19 protein-coding genes and 1 tRNA gene are annotated in these 18085 nt (G+C 64.0%); 10 read left to right on the top strand and 10 right to left on the bottom strand.

From position 1 onward, the window contains the following. Positions 1-2: 2 nt before the first annotated feature. The 3 genes from AC07X9_RS16470 to AC07X9_RS16460 form a co-directional block, all read right to left on the bottom strand. Complete coding sequence (locus tag AC07X9_RS16470; RefSeq protein ID WP_017183964.1) at positions 3-1220, bottom strand: argininosuccinate synthase; 1218 nt, start codon at positions 1218-1220, stop codon at positions 3-5. A 141-nt stretch (positions 1221-1361) separates the two neighbouring features. After that, a complete protein-coding gene (locus AC07X9_RS16465; RefSeq protein ID WP_241763679.1) occupies positions 1362-2345 on the bottom strand; it encodes a hypothetical protein in 984 nt (327 codons plus the stop codon). A gap of 141 nt (positions 2346-2486) precedes the next feature. Beyond that, complete coding sequence (locus AC07X9_RS16460; protein WP_017183962.1) at positions 2487-2681, bottom strand: DUF4169 family protein; 195 nt, start codon at positions 2679-2681, stop codon at positions 2487-2489. Positions 2682-2778: 97 nt separating this feature from the next. On the opposite strand from AC07X9_RS16460, the gene AC07X9_RS16455 reads away from it, so the two are divergent. After that, positions 2779-3768, top strand: a complete 990-nt coding sequence (locus AC07X9_RS16455; protein ID WP_017183961.1) for a LacI family DNA-binding transcriptional regulator — start codon at positions 2779-2781, stop codon at positions 3766-3768. Positions 3769-3784: 16 nt separating this feature from the next. Here AC07X9_RS16455 and AC07X9_RS16450 read toward each other — a convergent pair. Further along, positions 3785-3858: transfer RNA gene (locus tag AC07X9_RS16450), tRNA-Gly, on the bottom strand. A 110-nt stretch (positions 3859-3968) separates the two neighbouring features. On the opposite strand from AC07X9_RS16450, the gene AC07X9_RS16445 reads away from it, so the two are divergent. From AC07X9_RS16445 to AC07X9_RS16435, 3 genes are all read left to right on the top strand, one after another. Continuing rightward, complete coding sequence (locus tag AC07X9_RS16445; protein WP_026002545.1) at positions 3969-4889, top strand: LysR family transcriptional regulator; 921 nt, start codon at positions 3969-3971, stop codon at positions 4887-4889. Positions 4890-4971: 82 nt separating this feature from the next. Next, positions 4972-6087 (top strand): DUF47 family protein, encoded by a 1116-nt coding sequence (locus AC07X9_RS16440; RefSeq protein WP_017183960.1) that lies wholly within the window; start codon positions 4972-4974, stop codon positions 6085-6087. Between the two features lie 21 nt (positions 6088-6108). After that, a complete protein-coding gene (locus tag AC07X9_RS16435; RefSeq protein ID WP_017183959.1) occupies positions 6109-7107 on the top strand; it encodes an inorganic phosphate transporter in 999 nt (332 codons plus the stop codon). A 63-nt stretch (positions 7108-7170) separates the two neighbouring features. Here AC07X9_RS16435 and AC07X9_RS16430 read toward each other — a convergent pair whose 3' ends face one another. Continuing rightward, positions 7171-7368, bottom strand: a complete 198-nt coding sequence (locus tag AC07X9_RS16430; protein WP_017183958.1) for a hypothetical protein — start codon at positions 7366-7368, stop codon at positions 7171-7173. Between the two features lie 140 nt (positions 7369-7508). Here AC07X9_RS16430 and AC07X9_RS16425 point away from each other — a divergent pair, with 140 nt between their 5' ends. Then, positions 7509-8918, top strand: coding sequence for a helix-turn-helix domain-containing protein (locus AC07X9_RS16425; protein WP_017183957.1), 1410 nt, complete (start codon positions 7509-7511; stop codon positions 8916-8918). Between the two features lie 226 nt (positions 8919-9144). Further along, positions 9145-10920, top strand: a complete 1776-nt coding sequence (locus AC07X9_RS16420; protein ID WP_017183956.1) for a sensor domain-containing diguanylate cyclase — start codon at positions 9145-9147, stop codon at positions 10918-10920. A 172-nt stretch (positions 10921-11092) separates the two neighbouring features. On the opposite strand, the gene AC07X9_RS16415 is transcribed toward AC07X9_RS16420, so the two are convergent. Beyond that, positions 11093-11923 carry a cold-shock protein gene (locus AC07X9_RS16415; protein ID WP_026002543.1) on the bottom strand — a complete coding sequence of 277 codons (831 nt, stop codon included), beginning with the start codon at positions 11921-11923 and terminating at the stop codon, positions 11093-11095. A gap of 239 nt (positions 11924-12162) precedes the next feature. Between AC07X9_RS16415 and AC07X9_RS16410 the strand changes: the two genes are divergently transcribed. The 4 genes from AC07X9_RS16410 to AC07X9_RS16395 all read left to right on the top strand — a co-directional run bounded on the left by AC07X9_RS16410 (position 12163) and on the right by AC07X9_RS16395 (position 14304). Beyond that, positions 12163-12780, top strand: a complete 618-nt coding sequence (locus tag AC07X9_RS16410; RefSeq protein ID WP_017183955.1) for a ribonuclease D — start codon at positions 12163-12165, stop codon at positions 12778-12780. 21 nt (positions 12781-12801) lie between these two features. Beyond that, positions 12802-13449, top strand: a complete 648-nt coding sequence (locus AC07X9_RS16405) for a hypothetical protein (protein ID WP_017183954.1) — start codon at positions 12802-12804, stop codon at positions 13447-13449. After that, positions 13449-14009 (top strand): LptA/OstA family protein, encoded by a 561-nt coding sequence (locus AC07X9_RS16400; protein WP_017183953.1) that lies wholly within the window; start codon positions 13449-13451, stop codon positions 14007-14009. Before AC07X9_RS16405 ends, AC07X9_RS16400 begins: the two co-directional genes overlap by 1 nt. 121 nt (positions 14010-14130) lie before the next feature. Continuing rightward, positions 14131-14304 (top strand): hypothetical protein, encoded by a 174-nt coding sequence (locus AC07X9_RS16395; protein WP_017183952.1) that lies wholly within the window; start codon positions 14131-14133, stop codon positions 14302-14304. 64 nt (positions 14305-14368) lie between these two features. Here the strand turns inward: AC07X9_RS16395 and AC07X9_RS16390 are convergent, their stop codons facing one another. The 4 genes from AC07X9_RS16390 to AC07X9_RS16375 form a co-directional block, all read right to left on the bottom strand. Beyond that, positions 14369-14959, bottom strand: coding sequence for a histidine phosphatase family protein (locus tag AC07X9_RS16390; RefSeq protein ID WP_026002542.1), 591 nt, complete (start codon positions 14957-14959; stop codon positions 14369-14371). A 4-nt stretch (positions 14960-14963) separates the two neighbouring features. After that, a complete protein-coding gene (gene kdsB, locus AC07X9_RS16385; protein WP_026002541.1) occupies positions 14964-15770 on the bottom strand; it encodes a 3-deoxy-manno-octulosonate cytidylyltransferase in 807 nt (268 codons plus the stop codon). After that, on the bottom strand, positions 15767-16726 hold the full coding sequence (locus AC07X9_RS16380) for a KpsF/GutQ family sugar-phosphate isomerase (protein WP_017183949.1): 960 nt from the start codon (positions 16724-16726) through the stop codon (positions 15767-15769). Before AC07X9_RS16380 ends, kdsB begins: the two co-directional genes overlap by 4 nt. Before the next feature lie 352 nt (positions 16727-17078). After that, positions 17079-18080 (bottom strand): NAD-dependent epimerase/dehydratase family protein, encoded by a 1002-nt coding sequence (locus AC07X9_RS16375; protein WP_017183948.1) that lies wholly within the window; start codon positions 18078-18080, stop codon positions 17079-17081. Between the last annotated feature and the right edge of the window lie 5 nt (positions 18081-18085).

Below are 18085 nucleotides of genomic sequence, written 5' to 3'. Positions count from 1 at the left end.
TGTCAGCGGTCCCGCCGACCCAGCAAGCGCAGCCGCAGCGCGTTCAGCTTGATGAAGCCCGCCGCGTCGCGCTGGTCGTAGGCGCCCGCATCATCCTCAAACGTCACGACCTTTTCGCTGTAGAGCGAATTAGGCGACTTGCGGCCAACGACATAGACGCCGCCCTTGTACAGCTTGAGCCGCACCGTGCCGGTGACCTTTTCCTGGCTATGGTCGATCGCTGCCTGCAACATCTCACGCTCCGGGCTGAACCAGAAGCCGTTATAGATGAGTTCGGCGTAGCGCGGGGCCAGTTCGTCCTTCAGATGCGCCGCGCCGCGATCCAGCGTCACCTGCTCGATACCGCGATGGGCGAGGTGATAGATGGTGCCGCCCGGCGTTTCATACATGCCGCGCGACTTCATGCCCACGAAGCGGTTTTCGACCAGGTCGAGACGGCCAATGCCATGTTTGCGGCCATAATCGTTGAGCGTTTCCAGCAGCGTTGCCGGGGACATGGCGACGCCGTTGATGGCCACGCCATCGCCGCGCTCAAAATCGATGGTGATATATTCGGGCGCGTCGGGCGCGTCCTCCGGGTTGACCGTCCGTGAATAGACATAGTCGGGGACTTCATCCCACGGATCTTCCAGCACCTTGCCCTCGGACGAGGTATGCAACATGTTTGCGTCGGTCGAAAAGGGGCTTTCGCCGCGCTTGTCCTTGGCGATTGGAATCTGGTTCTTTTCGGCAAATTCGATCAGGCGGGTGCGGCTGGTCAGATCCCATTCGCGCCACGGCGCGATCACCTTGATGTCCGGCGACAGGGCATAATAGCCCAGTTCGAAACGGACCTGGTCATTGCCCTTGCCCGTCGCGCCATGCGACACGGCGTCCGCGCCCACCATCTTGGCGATTTCGATCTGGCGCTTGGCGATCAGCGGCCGGGCGATCGAGGTGCCGAGCAGATAGAGACCTTCATAAAGCGCATTGCTGCGCATCATCGGGAACACATAGTCGCGCACAAATTCTTCGCGCAGATCGTCGATGAAGATATGCTCTTCCTTGACGCCCATCAGCCGGGCCTTGGCGCGCGCGGGCTCCAGTTCCTCGCCCTGCCCCAGATCGGCGGTAAAGGTCACCACCTCGCACTGGTAGGTCTGTTGTAGCCATTTCAGGATCACGCTGGTGTCGAGGCCACCGGAAAAGGCAAGGACGATGCGGTTGATCTTGTCTGACATGGCTAGCGACTCTTCTGTGCAAGGGTGGCGCGGATGATGCGCGCGGCGCGTATCAGCCAGTGTGCAAAAGTGCAACCGGACAGGCAAAAAGGGACCGAAAGCGTAGCGCCTTCGGTCCCTTTCACTCTGTCTTCAGTCCAATCAGGACGTGCGCGGCTTCAGAAGGCCCGTACGCACACCATCATTGCCGAAGCGATAGACGGTCTGGCTGCGATCGACCGCCGGAGCAGGGGCTGCAACCGGGTCAGCCGCGCGGGGCGCTGGCGGGGTTTCGATCGCCTGGCGCTCGGCCAGCAGGAACCTTGCCCGACGCAGCCGCTTGGCATGGGTGAGGAAGGGGTTTTCCGCGCTGGGCGGCGCGGCCACCATCGCCGCGATCGTGCGCTCCTCGTCCGTTGCCGAGGCAGCGGGCGTGTAAGCCGTACGCGGCGCGACAGGCGCTGGCCTGACGGGTTCCGGCGCGGCCTCAACCGGCATCGTCGCGGCAACCGGCATCGGCTGGGCCATCGGCGCAGGCGCCACCGCCTGATCGTCCACAACCGCGTCAGCGGGACGACGACGGCGCATCATTGCAGCGCCACCCAGTCCGGCAAGCAGCAGGGCGACGCCGCCCATGGCGAACAGAAGCGCATTATCGGTCCGGGCTGGCTGCTCGGCCACGACGGGCTCGGCGGGAGCCTGAGCCATCGGCTCAGGCGCAACGATTGGTGCAGCGGGGGCTGGCGTCACGGTCGGCGACGCAACAGCCGGGGTCGACTGGGCAGCAGATTGGGCCATGGCGGCAGGTGCTACCGGCGCAGCGGCCCGTTCCACACTGCGCGGCGCGGCGCGGCGCGGGGCAGGCGTGGCGGCGGCTTCCGCTTCAGCAGCGGCAATGGCTGCGGCGCGACGCTCCTCGACCGACGGGGTTGCCTGCACGACCGGCGCGCTCGGCGCGAATGTCGGCGTGGCTGGCGCAGCGGCAACGGGCGCGACCGCAGGTGCCGAAGGCGTGGCGGGAACCGTCACGGTGGGAGCAACCGGCGGCGGGGCGATTTCCTGCGCCAGCAAAGGGGTTGCACTGAGAGCCAAAACAGCGGCGATCGCGGCCCTGGCGGGGCGAATGGGGCTTGTGTGTTCAGTCATAGCGAGAGAAGAACCCGCGACATCTTCAATCGACTGCAAGGTGACTCTCGATTCCGGGACGGAAGGAGGCGGATAAGCGGCAGATTGATTGAGATGAACAATGGTTCATCTTCAAATGAACCGCAGATTTACAGAACTATACTATGTTTCGTCTGAACGGCGACTTTCCCTATATGCGCCATCCAGCAAAGCGTCCTGCCGCGCCTGATCCCTGCCCTGCGCGATCCGCTCCGCCTTCGTCCGGCCGAATTTGGCGCGATTGCTGTCTGCCACGCGCGCCTTGTCGGCCCGCGCCTTCACCTTGCGCGCCTGACGCAGATTGACGACATTGCTCATGTGCCGATGACCCTTCATGTGCGGCTCGTTCAGCATCTATCATAGGAGTCGCGATCATGACTTGCCAAGCGTGGCGTCTCCCTTCCATGACAGGCTTATGACCAGCATCCACGACGTCGCCGCTTTGGCCAAGGCATCCATCAAGACTGTGTCGCGTGTCGTGAACAACGCCCCCAATGTCAGCCCGGACCTGCGCAGGCGGGTGCAGGCGGCCATCGATCAGCTCGGCTATCGCCCCAACCAGTCGGCGCGGCGGCTCGCGGGCGGGCGCTCCTTCATGATCGCCTATCTCTACAGCAACCCCGCCCCCGGTTATATCAGCGGCATCCAGTCCGGCGCGGCGGCGCGCTGCCGCGAACTGGGCTATCATCTGGTGGTGGAGCCGATTTCGGCAGCGGGCGAGGAATGGTTCGACGTGCTGGACCGGCTGGTCGCGGCGTTGCGGCCCGACGGCGTGCTGCTGGTGCCGCCCTTGTCAGACAATGAAGCGCTGCTCGCGCGCCTGGCGGAATTGCGCCTGCCCTGCGCGCGGATCGCGGGATCGGTTGTCGCGGCCAGCTTCAACATCCACACGCCCGAACGTGCCGCCGGGCGGATGGTCGCCGACCATCTGATCGGGCATGGGCACCGGCGAATCGGCATCATCACCCCCCCGCCCTCGCACCGCGCGGCGCTGCGCCGGGTCGAGGGGTTTCGCGACGGGTTGAGCGCGGCGAGCCTGCCTGTCGACGACGCGCTGTTCGTGCAGGGCGGTTTCGATTTCACGTCGGGCATAGCGGCAGGCGAAGCGCTGCTGGCCCTGCCGCAGCCGCCCACGGCAATCTTTGCGACCAATGACGACATGGCGCTGGGCGTACTGACCCTGGCCCACCGCATGGGCCTGAACGTGGCGGACGATCTGTCGGTGGTCGGTTTCGACGATACCCCCGCGAGTCTCACAAGCTGGCCGCCGCTGACCACGGTGCGTCAGCCGCTGGAGGAAATGGGCCGATCGGTCATCGACGCGCTCGCCAACGGGCCGCTCGACGAACCGGAATTTCTGTTCACGCTGGTGGAGCGGGGCAGTTGCGGGCCAAGGCCGGGCTGATCTGCTGAGGAAGGGCTGGAGCGGGTAGCGGGGATCGAACCCGCATCACAAGCTTGGAAGGCTAGTGCTCTACCATTGAGCTATACCCGCCCGGCCGGGAAGCGCCCTGCCATCATCCTGGGGGCTTCGTCAATATCGCAATGTATGATTGCGCCAAGATCGCCCTTAACCCGGCCCGGCATTTCCTCTATCAGACGGGGATGCAAAGCCCTTCCCTGCGCCAGCTGGATATTTTCGCGCAGATGGTCGCGGCGGGCAGCGTCGCGCGCTGCGCCGATATGCTGGGCGTCACCGCCGACGAAATCGCCCGTGACATCGCGTCGCTGGAAATGCGGCTGGGCTATCGCCTGTTCGAGGATATGAGCGGCAGCGGCCGCCTGACGCCGGCCGGACGCAAGACGGCGCAGGCCATGACATTATTGTCGCAGGATGCGCCGGAGGATTGGGACGATACGGCTGCGCCCGCCGAAGCGCCGGCCCCGCCGCTCCAACCGCCCCCGCCGCAGTGCCAGACGATCATGCTGGCGGCCCCTGCCCCGATCTTCGGTCATTTTCAGGACGCGCTATCGGCGTTCGAGGCGGCGAACGAGGATATTGCCATCACGCTGGACTTGCATGTCCAGTCGGTGACGGACGCAGCGGCAGCGTTGCGGGAGGGGCGCGCGGACATCGCCTATTTCTATGCGCTGGAGGAACCGGCCGGTTTCGCGTCCCGCTATGGCTGGTCGGAACCGCTCAGCCTCTATGCCGGCGCGGCCCATCCGCTGGCGCAGGCGGACAGCGTGTCGCGCGAAGATCTGGCGGTCACGCCGATGCTGGCGCTGGAGCGGCGCAACCCCATGCGCCACATTATCGAGGATGCGCTGGCGCGCGGGCGGGTGCAGCTTGGCGCACCAGCGCTCGAATCCGATGATATGTTCGCGGTGATGACGGCGTTGCGCGCGGGCAAAGGCATTTTCGCCGCCTTCGGCGCGCTGGCGCGCGATCTGGGGCGGATGGACGGGATCGAGCGGCTTCGGCTCGACAGCCAATTGCCCGCGATCGAGGTGCGACAGGCGCTTGGAGCCCGCGCGGCTGAGACACCGGCGGTCGAGGCGCTGGCGGAATTTCTGTTTCTTTAAGGGCCGATGCCGTCGGCGCGGAAAGCCCGGCATGATGAGGTCCGATTGCGCATTGTGACAATTTCGTTACAAGGCGCACTCCATGCGCCAGATCGCCGCCCTTCCCTATACGACCCATGCCGACGGATCGATGCAGATCCTGCTGATCACGTCGCGCGACACGCGGCGGTGGGTCATTCCCAAAGGCAACCGAATCAAGGGGCTGGCCGGCCATCGCGCCGCCGAACTGGAAGCGTTCGAGGAAGCGGGCATTCACGGCATCGCCTGCCCCGCCTCGCTTGGCCGCTACAGCTATGACAAGCGCAAACGCAGCGGCGCGGCGCGCGAAGCGACCGTCGAGGTGTTTCCGCTTGCCGTGACGGGCCAGTTGTCGCAATGGCCCGAACAGGGGCAACGCGAACTGCGCTGGTTCCCTGTGGCGGAGGCCGCCTGCGCCGTCGACGAACCCGATCTTCAGGCAATCATCGCCGCCTTTCGCAAGCCGCCCCGCGATCCGGGCCGGTTCGTGCGGATGCTGCTGTGGTTCAAGGACAAGCAAAGCGAAAGGACTGGAATGCTCGCCTGGTTTCATGCGTTGATGCCAAAGCAGGGCCGCTTTTTCGAGCAATTCGAAAATCATGCGGCAACCCTGGTCGCCGGCGCGGACGCGCTGGCCCGGCTGCTCAAGGGCGGACCGGACATGGACGTCCATATCAAGGAGATTTCCGATCGCGAACATGAAGCGGACGACATCATCCGCGACGTGTTGCTGGACGTGCGGCGCATCTTCGTAACCCCGTTCGACCGCAGCGCCATCACCGGCCTGATCGGCGTGATGGACGACGCGATCGACCAGATGAACCAGACCGCCAAGGCCATCGCCCTCTACGAGGTCAAGGCATTCCCGTCCCAGATGCAGGATATGAGCGCGCTGATCGTCGAATGCGCGCGACTGGCGGCCGAAGCGATGCCGCTGCTGCGTTCGCTCAACCTCAACGCCACGCGCCTGCACGACCTGACCGAACGGCTGGTCAAGCTGGAGGGCCATGCCGACATATTGCATGAAGCGGGCCTCAAGACTCTCTATGCCGCCGCGCGCGAGGGCAATCCCATGGATTTCGTCGTCGGGCGGGAAATCTATTCCCACCTGGAAAAGGTCACCGACCGGTTCGAGGATGTCGCCAACCAGATTTCCGGCCTGGTCATCGACCACGCCTGACGATCCCGCCGGATACGCTTCATGGACCCCATTGCCCTCCCGCTGCTGATCGCGCTGATCGGCGTCGCGCTTGCCTTTGACTTTCTCAACGGCCTGCACGACGCCGCCAACTCGATCGCGACCATCGTGTCGACCCGCGTGCTAAAGCCCCAATATGCGGTCGTTTGGGCAGCCTTCTTCAACTTCATCGCCTTCCTCTTCTTTGGCCTGCATGTCGCGACCACAGTGGGCAAGGGGATCGTCGACGCCGCGATCATCGATCCGCAGGTGATTTTCGGCGCGCTGATGGGGGCGATTTCGTGGAACCTCATCACCTGGGCGCTGGGCATCCCCTCTTCCTCCAGCCATGCGCTGATCGGCGGGTTGCTGGGCGCGGGGACGGCCAAGGCCGGGCTGGGCGCGGTGATATGGTCGGGCGTGTTCAAGACGAGCGCAGCGATCGTCATGTCGCCCGCGATTGGCCTGCTGCTGGCGTTGCTGCTGGTGCTGATCATCAGCTGGATCTTCCGCCGCTTCACGCCCCATGGCGCAGACGGCGTGTTCCGCAAGCTGCAACTCGTTTCCGCATCCCTCTACTCGCTGGGGCATGGCGGCAACGACGCGCAAAAGACGATGGGGATCATCGCCGTGCTGCTCTATTCGCAGGGCATGTTGCAGGGCGAATTCCACGTACCCTTCTGGGTCGTGATCAGCTGTCAGGCGGCGATGGGGTTCGGCACGCTGTTTGGTGGGTGGAAGATCGTCCACACCATGGGGTCGAAGATCACGCGGCTTAGCCCGGCGCAGGGTTTCTGTGCGGAAACCGGCGGAGCGATCACCCTGTTCATGGCGACGCATCTGGGCATTCCGGTGTCGACGACCCATACCATCACTGGTGCGATCGTGGGTGTCGGCGCATCGCGGCGGCTGTCGGCGGTACGATGGAACATCGCATCGCGCATCATCGTCGCGTGGGTCGTGACCCTGCCCGCCGCCGCCCTGATCGGCGCGGGCTTCTACTGGATCACGCGCTTCTTTTGATAGCCATACGGCACCGGCCATGGCTGGCCGGTGCCGTGCTGCTTCAGTCAGGCTGGACGCCGATCAGGCGACGCGGCCAAGCCGGTGATAGAGATTGGCATATTTGACCGATTCCGGCTGGTCCTGAATCTCGCGCAGATAATGGACGATGGCAGTGCGGATCAGGCCGAAGTCCTCCTGCGAGAAAACCGCGCGCGACCGGGCGGGCTGGGGGTGGCCGCTGGTGTCCGTCATATCTTGCGTCATCGTGCCCGTCGTCATGATCCTGTCCTTGTCTCAGCGAGCCGTCTTGCGGCGATGAACAATGAGTTAGACATATTGACGCGCAGCGGAAGGGCGATGAGTGGCCGCGTGTCACAATAGGATTTGGTCAATCTGTCAATCTATGACATTATGACTTTATGGCAGATGCGACAGACCGCAAACTCTATCTCGGCCCCAAGCTGCGCGTCCTGCGCCGCGAACTGGGCCTCAACCAGACCCGGATGGCCGAGGAACTGGGGGTTTCTCCCAGCTATCTCAACCATCTGGAGCGCAACCAGCGACCGTTGAGCGCGCAGATGCTGCTGCGGCTGGCCAATGTCTATGACATCGACATTCGCGATTTCACCGCGCGCGCCAATGATGGCGGATCGGGCGAACTGAGCGAGATATTGTCCGACGCGCTGGTGCGCGACATCGGCATTGCGCGCGACGAAGTGCTGGAAGTGTCGGAAAATTATCCCGGCGTCAGCGAAGCCATCGCCCGATTCTATCGTGCGCTAAGCGATCTGCGCCGCCTGCCGGGCGAAGCAGCGGCGGGGGAGCGCGGCCCCGCGCCACTGGTCGCGCCGATCGACTGGCTGCGCGAGACGATCGCGCGGGCGGGCAATCATTTTGCCGAGATCGATGCGGGCGCCGAAGCCATCGCCGCGCAGCTGAGCCAGGACCCCGCGCTGTTGCAGGCCGAGTTGCGCGCGCGCCTGAAAGACCGGCACGGCATGGCCGTCCAGGTGCTGCGCGCCGATGTGCTGGCGGGGACGCTGCGCCATTATGACATGCACCGGCGGCGGTTGATGCTGAGCGAGCGGCTGGCCGCGTCCGGGCGGCTGTTCGCCATCGCCTATCATCTGTGCGCGCAGGAACTGGCCGACGCGATTGCCGCGCAGGTCGCCCGCACGGCCCCGCCGGACGAGGATAGCCGCCGCCTCGCCACCATCGCGCTCACCAACTATGCCGCGGCCGCGCTGATCATGCCCTATGACCGCATCCGCCAGGCGGCGGAGCAATGCCGCCATGACCTGCCCATGCTGCGCGACAGGTTCGGCGTGTCGAGCGAACAGCTTGCCCACCGTCTGACCAGCCTCAATCGCACCGGCGCGCGCGGCATCCCCTTCTTCATGGTCAGGATGGACCGGGCGGGCATCATATCCAAGCGCTTCGACGGCGAAGCCTGGCCCTTTGCCCGCTATGGCAGCACTTGCCCCCGCTGGGACGCGCATGGCGCTGGCGCAGTCGATCAGGTGAGCGTGCAACTGATCGAGACGCTGGACGAGCGCCGCTTCGTCACGCTCGCCATGGCGCTGCCCCTTCCGCCGGGCGCGCGTGGCCGCGCGGTCATCGCGCTGGGGTGCGAGGCGAAACATGCGTCGCGGATCGTCCACGCCGACGGGATCGACGCGGACAAGGACGATGCGGTCGAGGTCGGCCCGACCTGCCACCTGTGCGAACGCCGCGCCTGCCCCGACAGGGCGCTGCCCCCGGTAACACGGGCGCTCGATTTGCATGGCTATGAACGGACAAGCGCGCCGTTTCCGTTCAGGCGTGTGTGATCGGGAGTTGTGGCTGGCAGGCAAATGGCCGCGCTGCATTTGGGACGGGGTGTCAACGGCCATCGTCGATCATCCTCGATCGCCCAATTTGCCTGAAGCCGCGAAATCGGGTGGCCCCATCAAAAAGAGGCGACGGAGGAAAAAGCATCAGTTTTCAATGTCATTCGTCGCATAGTCCAGGAAGGTTGACGTCTTTTTAACCAGCGTGCGGGCAAGACAGGGCGTGATGCACAGCCGCCGCCCTTTCAACGGAATATTGCTGAGAAAGCCGATCGCCTTCGCGCTGGTGGGGGCGTTAGGGTATCTGATGCTTGCCAGTGGCACTATCGCGCTGACAAGCGACGGCCGTGATCACGCAACGGTGTGGCCCGCAGATGCCATCATCCTGGCGCTGCTCCTCAATTCGGGCAGACGGCATTGGCCATTGCTTCTGACGGCAGGGTGGCTGGGCAACCTTGCCGCCAACGGGCTCACCCGTGAATGGACCATCGGGATCATTCTCTATGGTGCGATCAACATGGGCCAGGTGCTGCTGGCGGCATGGTCGCTCAGACGGTCCGGCGACACCAGGAATCTGCTCTCCGATGTAAGGGCGGTCGGGCGCTTCGTCATCTGGGCAGGTCTTTTCGCCCCCTTGATGGGAGCCGCTGTCGGATCTCTGGTCGCTTCGGTGAATTACAATGTGCCGATCGGCCCGTCATTCATCCGCTGGTTTGCCAGCAATTCGCTTGGATTGCTCGTTTGTACGCCGTTCCTGAACGCCGTTTTCGATGGAAGCTACCGTCGTTGCTTTGCGGCCAAAAGTCTGTGGGAAAGAGGCGAAACATTCGCCCTGATGGCGATCCACGCCGCCGTGACAATTTTTGTGTTCGGGCAGAATCACCTGCCGATACTGTTCCTTTCCTTCACTTCGCTTCTTCTACTCTCATTCCGCATCGGGCGGCTCGGCACCTATGCTGGAGTCATGCTCGTTGCCATTATCGGCGCGGTGTCAGCCCTTCAGCATTTTGGCCCCATGGCCTTGATCAATGAGGGCGCTACTTTTCAGGCCATCTTCTTTCAGGCCTATCTGGCGACGCTATTGGTGACGACACTGCCTGTCGCAGCGATCGTTGCATCGCGCGCCGAAGCGTTGGGCAATCTGGCCGCCCGCGAGGAGACGCTGCGCCTCATCATGGCGCATTCACCCGACGTCATCCTGAGCTTCGACAATGATGGCGTGTGCCGATGGGCGGACGGTCCTGTGCGCGAATATCTGGGGCTTGGGCCGGAGGAGCTTTTTGGCAATCCCGCCGCTGCAATCGCCCTTCGCACAGGCGAAGAGCTGCTGGTGGCGTCTGGCCGCCCCACCGATGAACGGCGCACGGAGAAGGCCATCGAGTTTTCGCCGATTTTGCAACCGTCCCTCACACTGGAAGCATCGTTCCGGGATCTTACCCGTGATGGCATGATTGTTGGGCGCGTCGTGACCTTGCGCGACGCGACAGCGCGAAAGGCCCGCGAGCAGGCGATAACCATTCAGGTCGAAACCGATGATCTGACCGGGGTCAAGAACCGGGCTGGCTTTCGGCGACATGTGCGCGCCGCGCTGGCCGACACCAGCCGTCCCTGTTCGGTAGCGATTGTCGATGTCGATCATTTCAAGGTCATCAACGACCGCTACGGTCATCAGGTCGGGGATGCGGTTCTCATGGAGATCGCGCAGCGATTGACCGCCGGCATAAGACAAAGCGACATCGTAGGCCGTATCGGCGGCGACGAGTTCGCGATCCTCTTTCAATGCGACCTGGAAACAGCGAAACTGGCCTGCGAGCGTATCGCCTATTCCATTTCCCAACGCCCCATATTTTCCGATGATACCCTGTTAGTCCTCACCTCGATCAGTTGCGGAGTCGCAGGCTACATGCCGGGCATGTCGCGCGATCAACTGTTCGAGGCCGCCGACACTGCCCTGTATCAGGTCAAGCGGGATGGACGAAACGGCGTCCGTGCAGCCGGGTGACGCGGACAATATCGCGTTCACGCGCTTGCCTGCGCGAATAAGCCTTCGCGCCTGATTGCGGCAATGCCATCGTCACGCGGCATAGCCGCCCCACACCCCAACACCAAAAAAGGGGCCGCCGGGCAGGCGACCCCTTCTTTATCCTCTCCCGCGAAAGCGGAAGTGTGGCCGCTTAGTCGGCCTTGGGCTGGAGGTTGACGGCGGCATATTTGCCGCGACGGTCGACTTCCAGTTCAAAGTCCAGACGATCGCCTTCATTCAGGGCGGCCATGCCAGCGCGTTCGACGGCGCTGATGTGGACGAAGGCGTCGGGCTGGCCATCATCGCGCTGAATGAAGCCAAAGCCCTTCATCGCGTTGAAGAATTTGACCGTGCCGCTGGCGCGTTCGCCGGTCAGCTGGCGCTGCGGGCCGCCACGATCACCACCGGGGGCGCCGAAACCACCGGCGCGCGGTTCGCGCGGCGGGCCACGGTCCGTCACGGGGAGCGGTTCGCCTTCGATCTTGAGATCGGTTGCCGAAACCTTGCCGCCACGATCCACCAGGGTGAAGCCAAGCTGCTGACCTTCGGCCAGGCCAGTCAGGCCGGCCTGTTCGACAGCACTGATATGCACGAACACGTCCTCGCCGCCGTCATCGCGAACGACGAAGCCGAAGCCCTTTTGCCCATTGAAGAATTTAACGACGCCAGTGCCTTCGCCAACGACCTGCGCAGGCATGCCGCGACCACCGCCGCCGCCGCCGCCACCGAAGCCGCCGCGGTTGCCACCGCCAAAGCCGCCGCCGCCGGCGCGATCACCGCCGAAACCACCGCCGCCGCCGCCGAAGCGGTCACCGCCGAAACCACCGCCGCCGCCGCCGAAGCGGTCACCGCCACCGAAGCCGCCACCAAAACCACCGCGACCACCGCCGCCGCCAGCGCCCTGATCGTAGAAATTGTCGTCGCCGAAACCGTCGCGCTTGTCCTTGCCGCGCCCGCCGCGGCGACCTCTGTCAAAACTCATGCCCTGTTAGTCACTTTCGCTTCGCCCCAAGACCAATCGGACAAACATGTCGGGCGAATGACATGCACAATCCACCGCAAAGGCGCGGTTTGGGAATCACTATATCAACTTTTCAGGGGAGCGCGAATGTTTTTACAGGCAAGGCTTCAGGTAGGACTTCGGTTGATCCTATGGCCATGTCGCACCATCGGCAAAGCCTTTGATTGCGATATCCCCGCTTTGCCCATAGAGGGGAAGCCATGACCGTCCATTTTCATGAAGAAGACCTGCCCGCAGGCGTGCTCGCCCCCGGCCCGGTTGCCGTCGACACCGAAACCATGGGGCTGATCACCCCGCGCGACCGCCTGTGCGTGGTGCAGATCAGCGATGGCAAGGGCGATGAACATCTGGTCCGCTTTGCCGCCGGATCGGACTATGCTGCGCCCAACCTGCGCGCCGTGCTGGCGGACCCGGAACGGCTGAAACTCTACCATTTCGGGCGTTTCGACATTGCCGCGATCAAATATTATCTGGGCGTCGTGGCAGCCCCTGTCTATTGCACCAAGATCGCTTCGCGTCTGATCCGCACCTATACCGATCGCCATGGCCTGAAGGAACTGGTCCGCGAACTGCTGGGCCAGGACATCAGCAAGCAGCAGCAGTCGAGCGACTGGGGCAACCCCGTCCTGTCCGACGCACAGAAGGATTATGCCGCGTCCGACGTGCGCTTCCTCCACGCGCTGCGCACCGAATTGAACAAGCGGCTGGAGCGCGAAGGGCGGATGGAACTGGCGCAGGCCTGTTTCGATTTCCTGCCGCACCGTGCCGAACTCGACCTGGCGGGATGGCCGGAGATCGACATATTTTCCCACATGTAAGCGAATCGGATCGTCGTCACCATGTCCGTCCAGGCCGATCAGCAACGCGATGTGCGCCGCCACTGGGCGCGACCGGGGGGCAGCCATGACCGGCTGGTCGGCCTGCTCAAAAACTGGCTGCCGGTCGCGGTCGGGGTGCTGAGCGCGCTTTTGGCGACCGCGCCCTTTACCAGCGGCGACAAGGTCAGCTTCGTTCTGGACAAGAACAAGGTCGAAGTCGCCAAGGAACGCATGCGCGTGACCGAGGCGCTGTATCGCGGGCAGGACAGCAAGGGGCAGCCCTTTTCCCTGCGCGCGGGATCAGCGGTGCAGAAAAGCTCGCGCGAGCCGATCGTGGACCTGAACAGCATGTCCGCGCGCATCCTGCTGTCGGACGGCCCCGCCGTGCTGAGCGCACAAAAGGGTCGTTACGACATGGAGACCGAGCGGGTCGGGATCGAAGGACCAGTGCAGTTCGAGGCGGCGGGCGGCTATCGCCTGACCACGCGCGACGTCGGCATCGACCTAAAGACCCGGCGGATGCGCAGCGCGGGTCGGGTCGACGGACGCATCCCGATCGGCACATTCAGCGCGGACCATCTGGAAGCCGACATGAGCGCGCGCACGGTGACATTGAATGGCCGGGCCAGCTTGCGCATCGAACAAAATGGCCTCAAAGGGCGAAACTGATGAAAGCCTCTTATCTTCTGCTGTCGGTCGGCTGCGCGGGCGCCGCGGGCCTGATGTTCGTCGGCGCCATGCCATCGCTCGCGCAAGTCGTCAGCAAGCATGACAGCAACGCCCCGGTCAACTTCACCGCAGACCGGATCGAGGTGCAGGACCGCGCCGACCGCGTCGTCGTGTCCGGCAATGTCGAAGTGACGCAGGCGGGCATGACGCTCAACGCCGCGCGCATGACGGTGGCCTATCGCAACGAGCCAGGCGGCGGCGCGAGCGGGGTGGAGATCGACCGGATCGACGCATCGGGCAATGTCGTGGTGACCAAGGCGGATCAGACCGCGCGTGGCAATGTCGCCATTTACGACCTCAACAGCAAGCTCATCACCATGTTGGGCAATGTCGCGCTGACGCAGGGGTCCAACCGGCTGACCGGCGGGCGGCTGGTGATGGACCTGAACACCGGGCGATCGACCGTCGATGGTCGCGCATCGGGCGGCGGCGCTGGCGTGACAGGCAGCGCCGGGGGCCGGGTGACGGGGACATTCTCGGTCCCGCAGCGAAAAAATTAAGCGCGGACGTTGTGGAGTTTTCCTGACGCGACGAACCGTTTGAAAGCGGGTTGATCCGGGGCGTCAACCCTGTAGCAATCATGGATTGCACATTTTCATTTGTGCTGCGATAAGCTGCCTCATGACATTGGCGGCAATCGTTTTGGTGGTATTCGCCCTCGCGCTTGGTGGCGCTATTCTCAGTGCGCGCCGCTGGAACATGACCATCGGCGTCATCAGTGGCCTGGCGGTCGGGCTGGCCGGCTGGGCGATAGCCTCGATGGGCATCATGATCTGGTTTTCCAAAAGCTACTAGCAGCCTCGATCGGCGGTCCGCCACACCCCGGCAGGCAAGAGGAAGCGAGCGCGTCGCTATCGCTTCAAGGCCGCACGTCCCATCGCACCAGCGTCACCCCGCCATCCGCATCCAGCGCCAGCTCCCCGAACGCCCCCGTCCGCAATTTGAGCGATCCTAGCGGCAAACCGGCAGCCAGCAGCGCGAAGCGGGCCGCGCCATTGCTGGTGACGAACAGGTCCACCCCCTCCCCGCCCTCGGCAAAGCAGGCGCGCCATGCCGCGATCCGCGCTTCGGCGTCGACGATCCAGTCGGCCGGGGCGATGCCGCGCTCATCCCAGTCGGCGATCGCCTGCGCGCCGATGCGCGCCAGAACCTGCGCCTCGGGCCGGCCTTCGTCGGGACCATGATCGATTTCGCCCAGCCAGTCGCCCGTACCGTCTGGCATATGGCCGGTGGCTTCAGCGATCGCCTGCGCGGTTTGTCGGGCGCGCAGGAGCGGGCTGGTCAGCAGGCGGGTGATGGCGAAGTCCTGCGCGGCGAACCACGCGCCCAGCCGTTGCGCCTGGGCATGGCCACTCTCGACCAGCGGCAGGTCCGTGCGTGATCCGATGCGACAGGCCTGCGCGCTGCTGGCGAACGTGTTGCCATGACGGATGATGAAAAGACGGCGCATGGCGTCAGGGCGGCGTCGGATCGCCATGCCGGGCGATCAGCGCCTCGACGCGGCTGATGTCCGCTTCGGTATCAATGCCGCTACTGTCGAACAGCGGCGGATTGACCGGCACGGTCATGACCGGGATGCCCAGTTCCAGCAAACGCAGCTGCTCCAGCCCTTCCAGATTTTCGAGCGCCGTGGGGGGGCTGGCTTCAAAGGCGCGCAGGGCGTCCAGTGCATAGCCATAAAGGCCGACATGCCGCCAGACCGGCGAGACGGGCTGGCTGGCGCGCAGGGCATCCTCCCCCCTGATGGCGGGAATGATATTTTTGGAGAACCACAAGGCCCGGCCATCTGGCGCGCGAGCGCAGGTCGTGCCGCTGAAAGGAGAGCGGGTCTTGTGATCACGCAGGGCATCGAGCGCAGCCCAATCGAGCGCGATCACCGGAGTGGCGACCTGCGCGCCCGCCTCCAGCGCGGCTATGACCGCGCCCAGCGCACCCTGCGGCTGAAAAGGGGAATCGCCCTGGAGGTTGACGACGAAGCGCGGCGGCATGGGCTCCGCCAGCGCGGCGGCCAGCGCGCGCCCCGATCCGGTGGCAATGGCGCTGTCGGTCATCACCGCATCACACCCGACCGCGCGGGCATGATCGGCGATTTCGTCATCATCGGTAGCGACCGTCAGCGCAACGCCCGCGCGCGCGCCGATCGCGGCGCGGGCCATGGCGATGGTGCGATGGAGCAAGGTGCGCCCGGCGATCAGACGCAGCGGCTTGCGCGGCAGGCGGGATGACCCCGCCCGCGCGGGAATGACGACAAGCTGGTTCAGGCGACGCCCGCGTTCAGCAGATCGTGCATATGGACGGCGCCGATCAAACGACCATTGTCGCAAACGAACAGCAGCATGACGTTGCGTTCATGCATCAGGTGCAGTGCTTCCTGCGCCAGTTCGTCCGGCCCCACGGCCAGCGGCGTGTGCGTCATGAAGCGGCCGACCGCCTCGGTCAGATTCTGCTTGCCGGTCACGGTGCGGCGCAGGTCGCCGTCAGTGAAGGCACCGATCAGCCGCCCTTCGCGATCGACAACCGCTGTGCCGCCAAGGCGCGCGCGCGTCATTTCGATGGTCGCATCGAGCAGCGAGGCGCCTTCCCGCACGGAGGGGATGTCCGCTCCCTTGGCCATCAGTTCGCGCACCTTGATCAGTTGCGCGCCAAGACGGCCATTGGGATGGAATTTGTGGAAATCATCCGCCGAAAATCCGCGCATTTCCATCAGCGCAATCGCCATGGCGTCACCAAAGGCCATCTGCACCGTGGTCGACGTGGTGGGAGCGAGCGAATTGGGGCAGGCTTCCGGCACATCGGGCATCAGCATGCAAATGTCTGCGGCGGTGGCGACCGTGCTGTGGGCCCGCGCGGTCATGCCCAGCAAGGGAATGGCGAAGCGCTTGCAATATTGGATGATCGGGCCAAGCTCGGTCGACTCGCCCGAATGGGACAGCATCAGCACGACATCATCCGGCGTCACCATGCCCAGATCGCCATGGCCAGCATCGGCTGGATGCAGGAAGATGGCCGGCGTGCCCGTGGAGGTCAAAGTCGCCGTCATCTTGCGGGCGACAATGCCGCTCTTGCCAATGCCGGTCACGATCACGCGACCCCGGACATTCATGATGACGCCGATCAGCCGCACGAATGTAGCGGCAAAGTCACGTTCAGAAAATTGCGCTTCCAGCGCGTTGAGGCCCAATGCAGCGACCGACAGGCTGTGGCAGGCCGCCTTCACTATTCGTCCGCCCGAACCGAACGGCACAATTTTCGAAGCAAGTGTCGACACGCGTTTGCCCTTTTTCCCGCATGTCACCGCCGGATATCCGGCTGGCACACGCGGCGACGAACCACCTTATTTGGTGCGCCGTCTATCCCTCGTTCCGCGACCCCTGGCCGGTTTGACCCCCGGCACAGGGCGACTGTCTACGCCGTTTCAGGGACTTATGGCAAATCATTTTGCAACTGCGAAAAGGGATTTCGGCGTGGTTTTGCTTCACACCGTCGCGACGCCGCGCGACAGGCGGAGTTAAGTTAGCGACGAGCCGCGGAACTTTTCTCGCCTCAGTGGGTGCGTTGCAACAGGATTGTCATTTTGGCTGATGATAGTCCCGATACCATGCCACGAATCGCGGCACGCCCGATTCAATTTGCGTGGTCGGGGCAAAGCCGATGTCATGGGCGATGGCGCTGATGTCGGCAAATGTGGCGTGAACATCGCCCGGTTGCATCGGCTGGAAATCGATCTGCGCCTTCTGGCCCAGCGCATCCTCCAGCACCGCGATCAGATGCATCAGTTCTTCCGGCTTGTTATTGCCGATATTGTAGAGCCGGTGCGGCGACCGGCTGCCACCAGGCTTGGGCGCGCCGTCATCGGCGGGCGGATGGTCGAGGCAGCCGATGACCCCGGTGACGATGTCATCGATATAGGTGAAATCACGCTGCATCCGGCCATGGTTGAATACCGGAATGGGATCCCCGGCGAGAATCTTCTTGGTGAAGATCCACATCGCCATGTCTGGCCGCCCCCAAGGCCCGTAAACGGTGAAGAAGCGCAGCCCCGTCATCGGTATGCGGAACAGATGGGCGTAGGTCTCGCTCATCAGTTCGTCAGCACGCTTGGTCGCGGCATAGAGGGAAACGGGATGGTCGGCCCGGTCCTCTACGCGGAACGGCAGGCTGTCATTGCCGCCATAGACGGAGGAGGAAGAGGCATAGACAAAATGCCGCACCCGCCGCTCACGCGCGAGTTCCAGCATGTTGACATGCCCCGCCAAGTTGGAGCGCACATAGGCGTGCGGATTGATCAGCGAATAGCGCACGCCGGCCTGCGCGCCGAGATGGACGATCGATTCGATCACCTGATCGGCAAGCGCTGCTTGCAACGCATCATTGTCGGCGAAATCCAGCTCGTGAAAGGTGAACAGCTTGCCATGCGCCTGTTCCAGCGCGGCAATCCTGTCCCGCTTCAGCGACACGGGATAATAATCGTTCATATTATCGATGCCGACCACGGCATGGCCCTGCGCCATGAGCCGATCGGCGACGGTCATGCCGATAAAGCCGGCCGCGCCGGTGACCAATATCGTCATGCTCT

The sequence above is a fragment of the Sphingobium sp. GW456-12-10-14-TSB1 genome, assembly GCF_059424385.1.
The sequence above is the reverse complement of the archived record's forward strand: the minus strand, read 5'-3'. Positions and strand labels throughout refer to the sequence as shown.

Excerpts from the sequence above, each read along its gene's own strand:
- AC07X9_RS16470 (WP_017183964.1), bottom strand. The coding sequence starts at position 1,220 with ATGTCAGACAAGATCAACCGCATCGTCCTTGCCTTTTCCGGTGGCCTC.
- AC07X9_RS16465 (WP_241763679.1), bottom strand. The coding sequence starts at position 2,345 with ATGACTGAACACACAAGCCCCATTCGCCCCGCCAGGGCCGCGATCGCC.
- AC07X9_RS16460 (WP_017183962.1), bottom strand. The coding sequence starts at position 2,681 with ATGAGCAATGTCGTCAATCTGCGTCAGGCGCGCAAGGTGAAGGCGCGG.
- AC07X9_RS16455 (WP_017183961.1), top strand. The coding sequence starts at position 2,779 with ATGACCAGCATCCACGACGTCGCCGCTTTGGCCAAGGCATCCATCAAG.
- AC07X9_RS16445 (WP_026002545.1), top strand. The coding sequence starts at position 3,969 with ATGCAAAGCCCTTCCCTGCGCCAGCTGGATATTTTCGCGCAGATGGTC.
- AC07X9_RS16440 (WP_017183960.1), top strand. The coding sequence starts at position 4,972 with ATGCGCCAGATCGCCGCCCTTCCCTATACGACCCATGCCGACGGATCG.
- AC07X9_RS16435 (WP_017183959.1), top strand. The coding sequence starts at position 6,109 with ATGGACCCCATTGCCCTCCCGCTGCTGATCGCGCTGATCGGCGTCGCG.
- AC07X9_RS16430 (WP_017183958.1), bottom strand. The coding sequence starts at position 7,368 with ATGACGACGGGCACGATGACGCAAGATATGACGGACACCAGCGGCCAC.
- AC07X9_RS16425 (WP_017183957.1), top strand. The coding sequence starts at position 7,509 with ATGGCAGATGCGACAGACCGCAAACTCTATCTCGGCCCCAAGCTGCGC.
- AC07X9_RS16420 (WP_017183956.1), top strand. The coding sequence starts at position 9,145 with ATGCACAGCCGCCGCCCTTTCAACGGAATATTGCTGAGAAAGCCGATC.
- AC07X9_RS16415 (WP_026002543.1), bottom strand. The coding sequence starts at position 11,923 with ATGAGTTTTGACAGAGGTCGCCGCGGCGGGCGCGGCAAGGACAAGCGC.
- AC07X9_RS16410 (WP_017183955.1), top strand. The coding sequence starts at position 12,163 with ATGACCGTCCATTTTCATGAAGAAGACCTGCCCGCAGGCGTGCTCGCC.
- AC07X9_RS16405 (WP_017183954.1), top strand. The coding sequence starts at position 12,802 with ATGTCCGTCCAGGCCGATCAGCAACGCGATGTGCGCCGCCACTGGGCG.
- AC07X9_RS16400 (WP_017183953.1), top strand. The coding sequence starts at position 13,449 with ATGAAAGCCTCTTATCTTCTGCTGTCGGTCGGCTGCGCGGGCGCCGCG.
- AC07X9_RS16395 (WP_017183952.1), top strand. The coding sequence starts at position 14,131 with ATGACATTGGCGGCAATCGTTTTGGTGGTATTCGCCCTCGCGCTTGGT.
- AC07X9_RS16390 (WP_026002542.1), bottom strand. The coding sequence starts at position 14,959 with ATGCGCCGTCTTTTCATCATCCGTCATGGCAACACGTTCGCCAGCAGC.
- AC07X9_RS16375 (WP_017183948.1), bottom strand. The coding sequence starts at position 18,080 with ATGACGATATTGGTCACCGGCGCGGCCGGCTTTATCGGCATGACCGTC.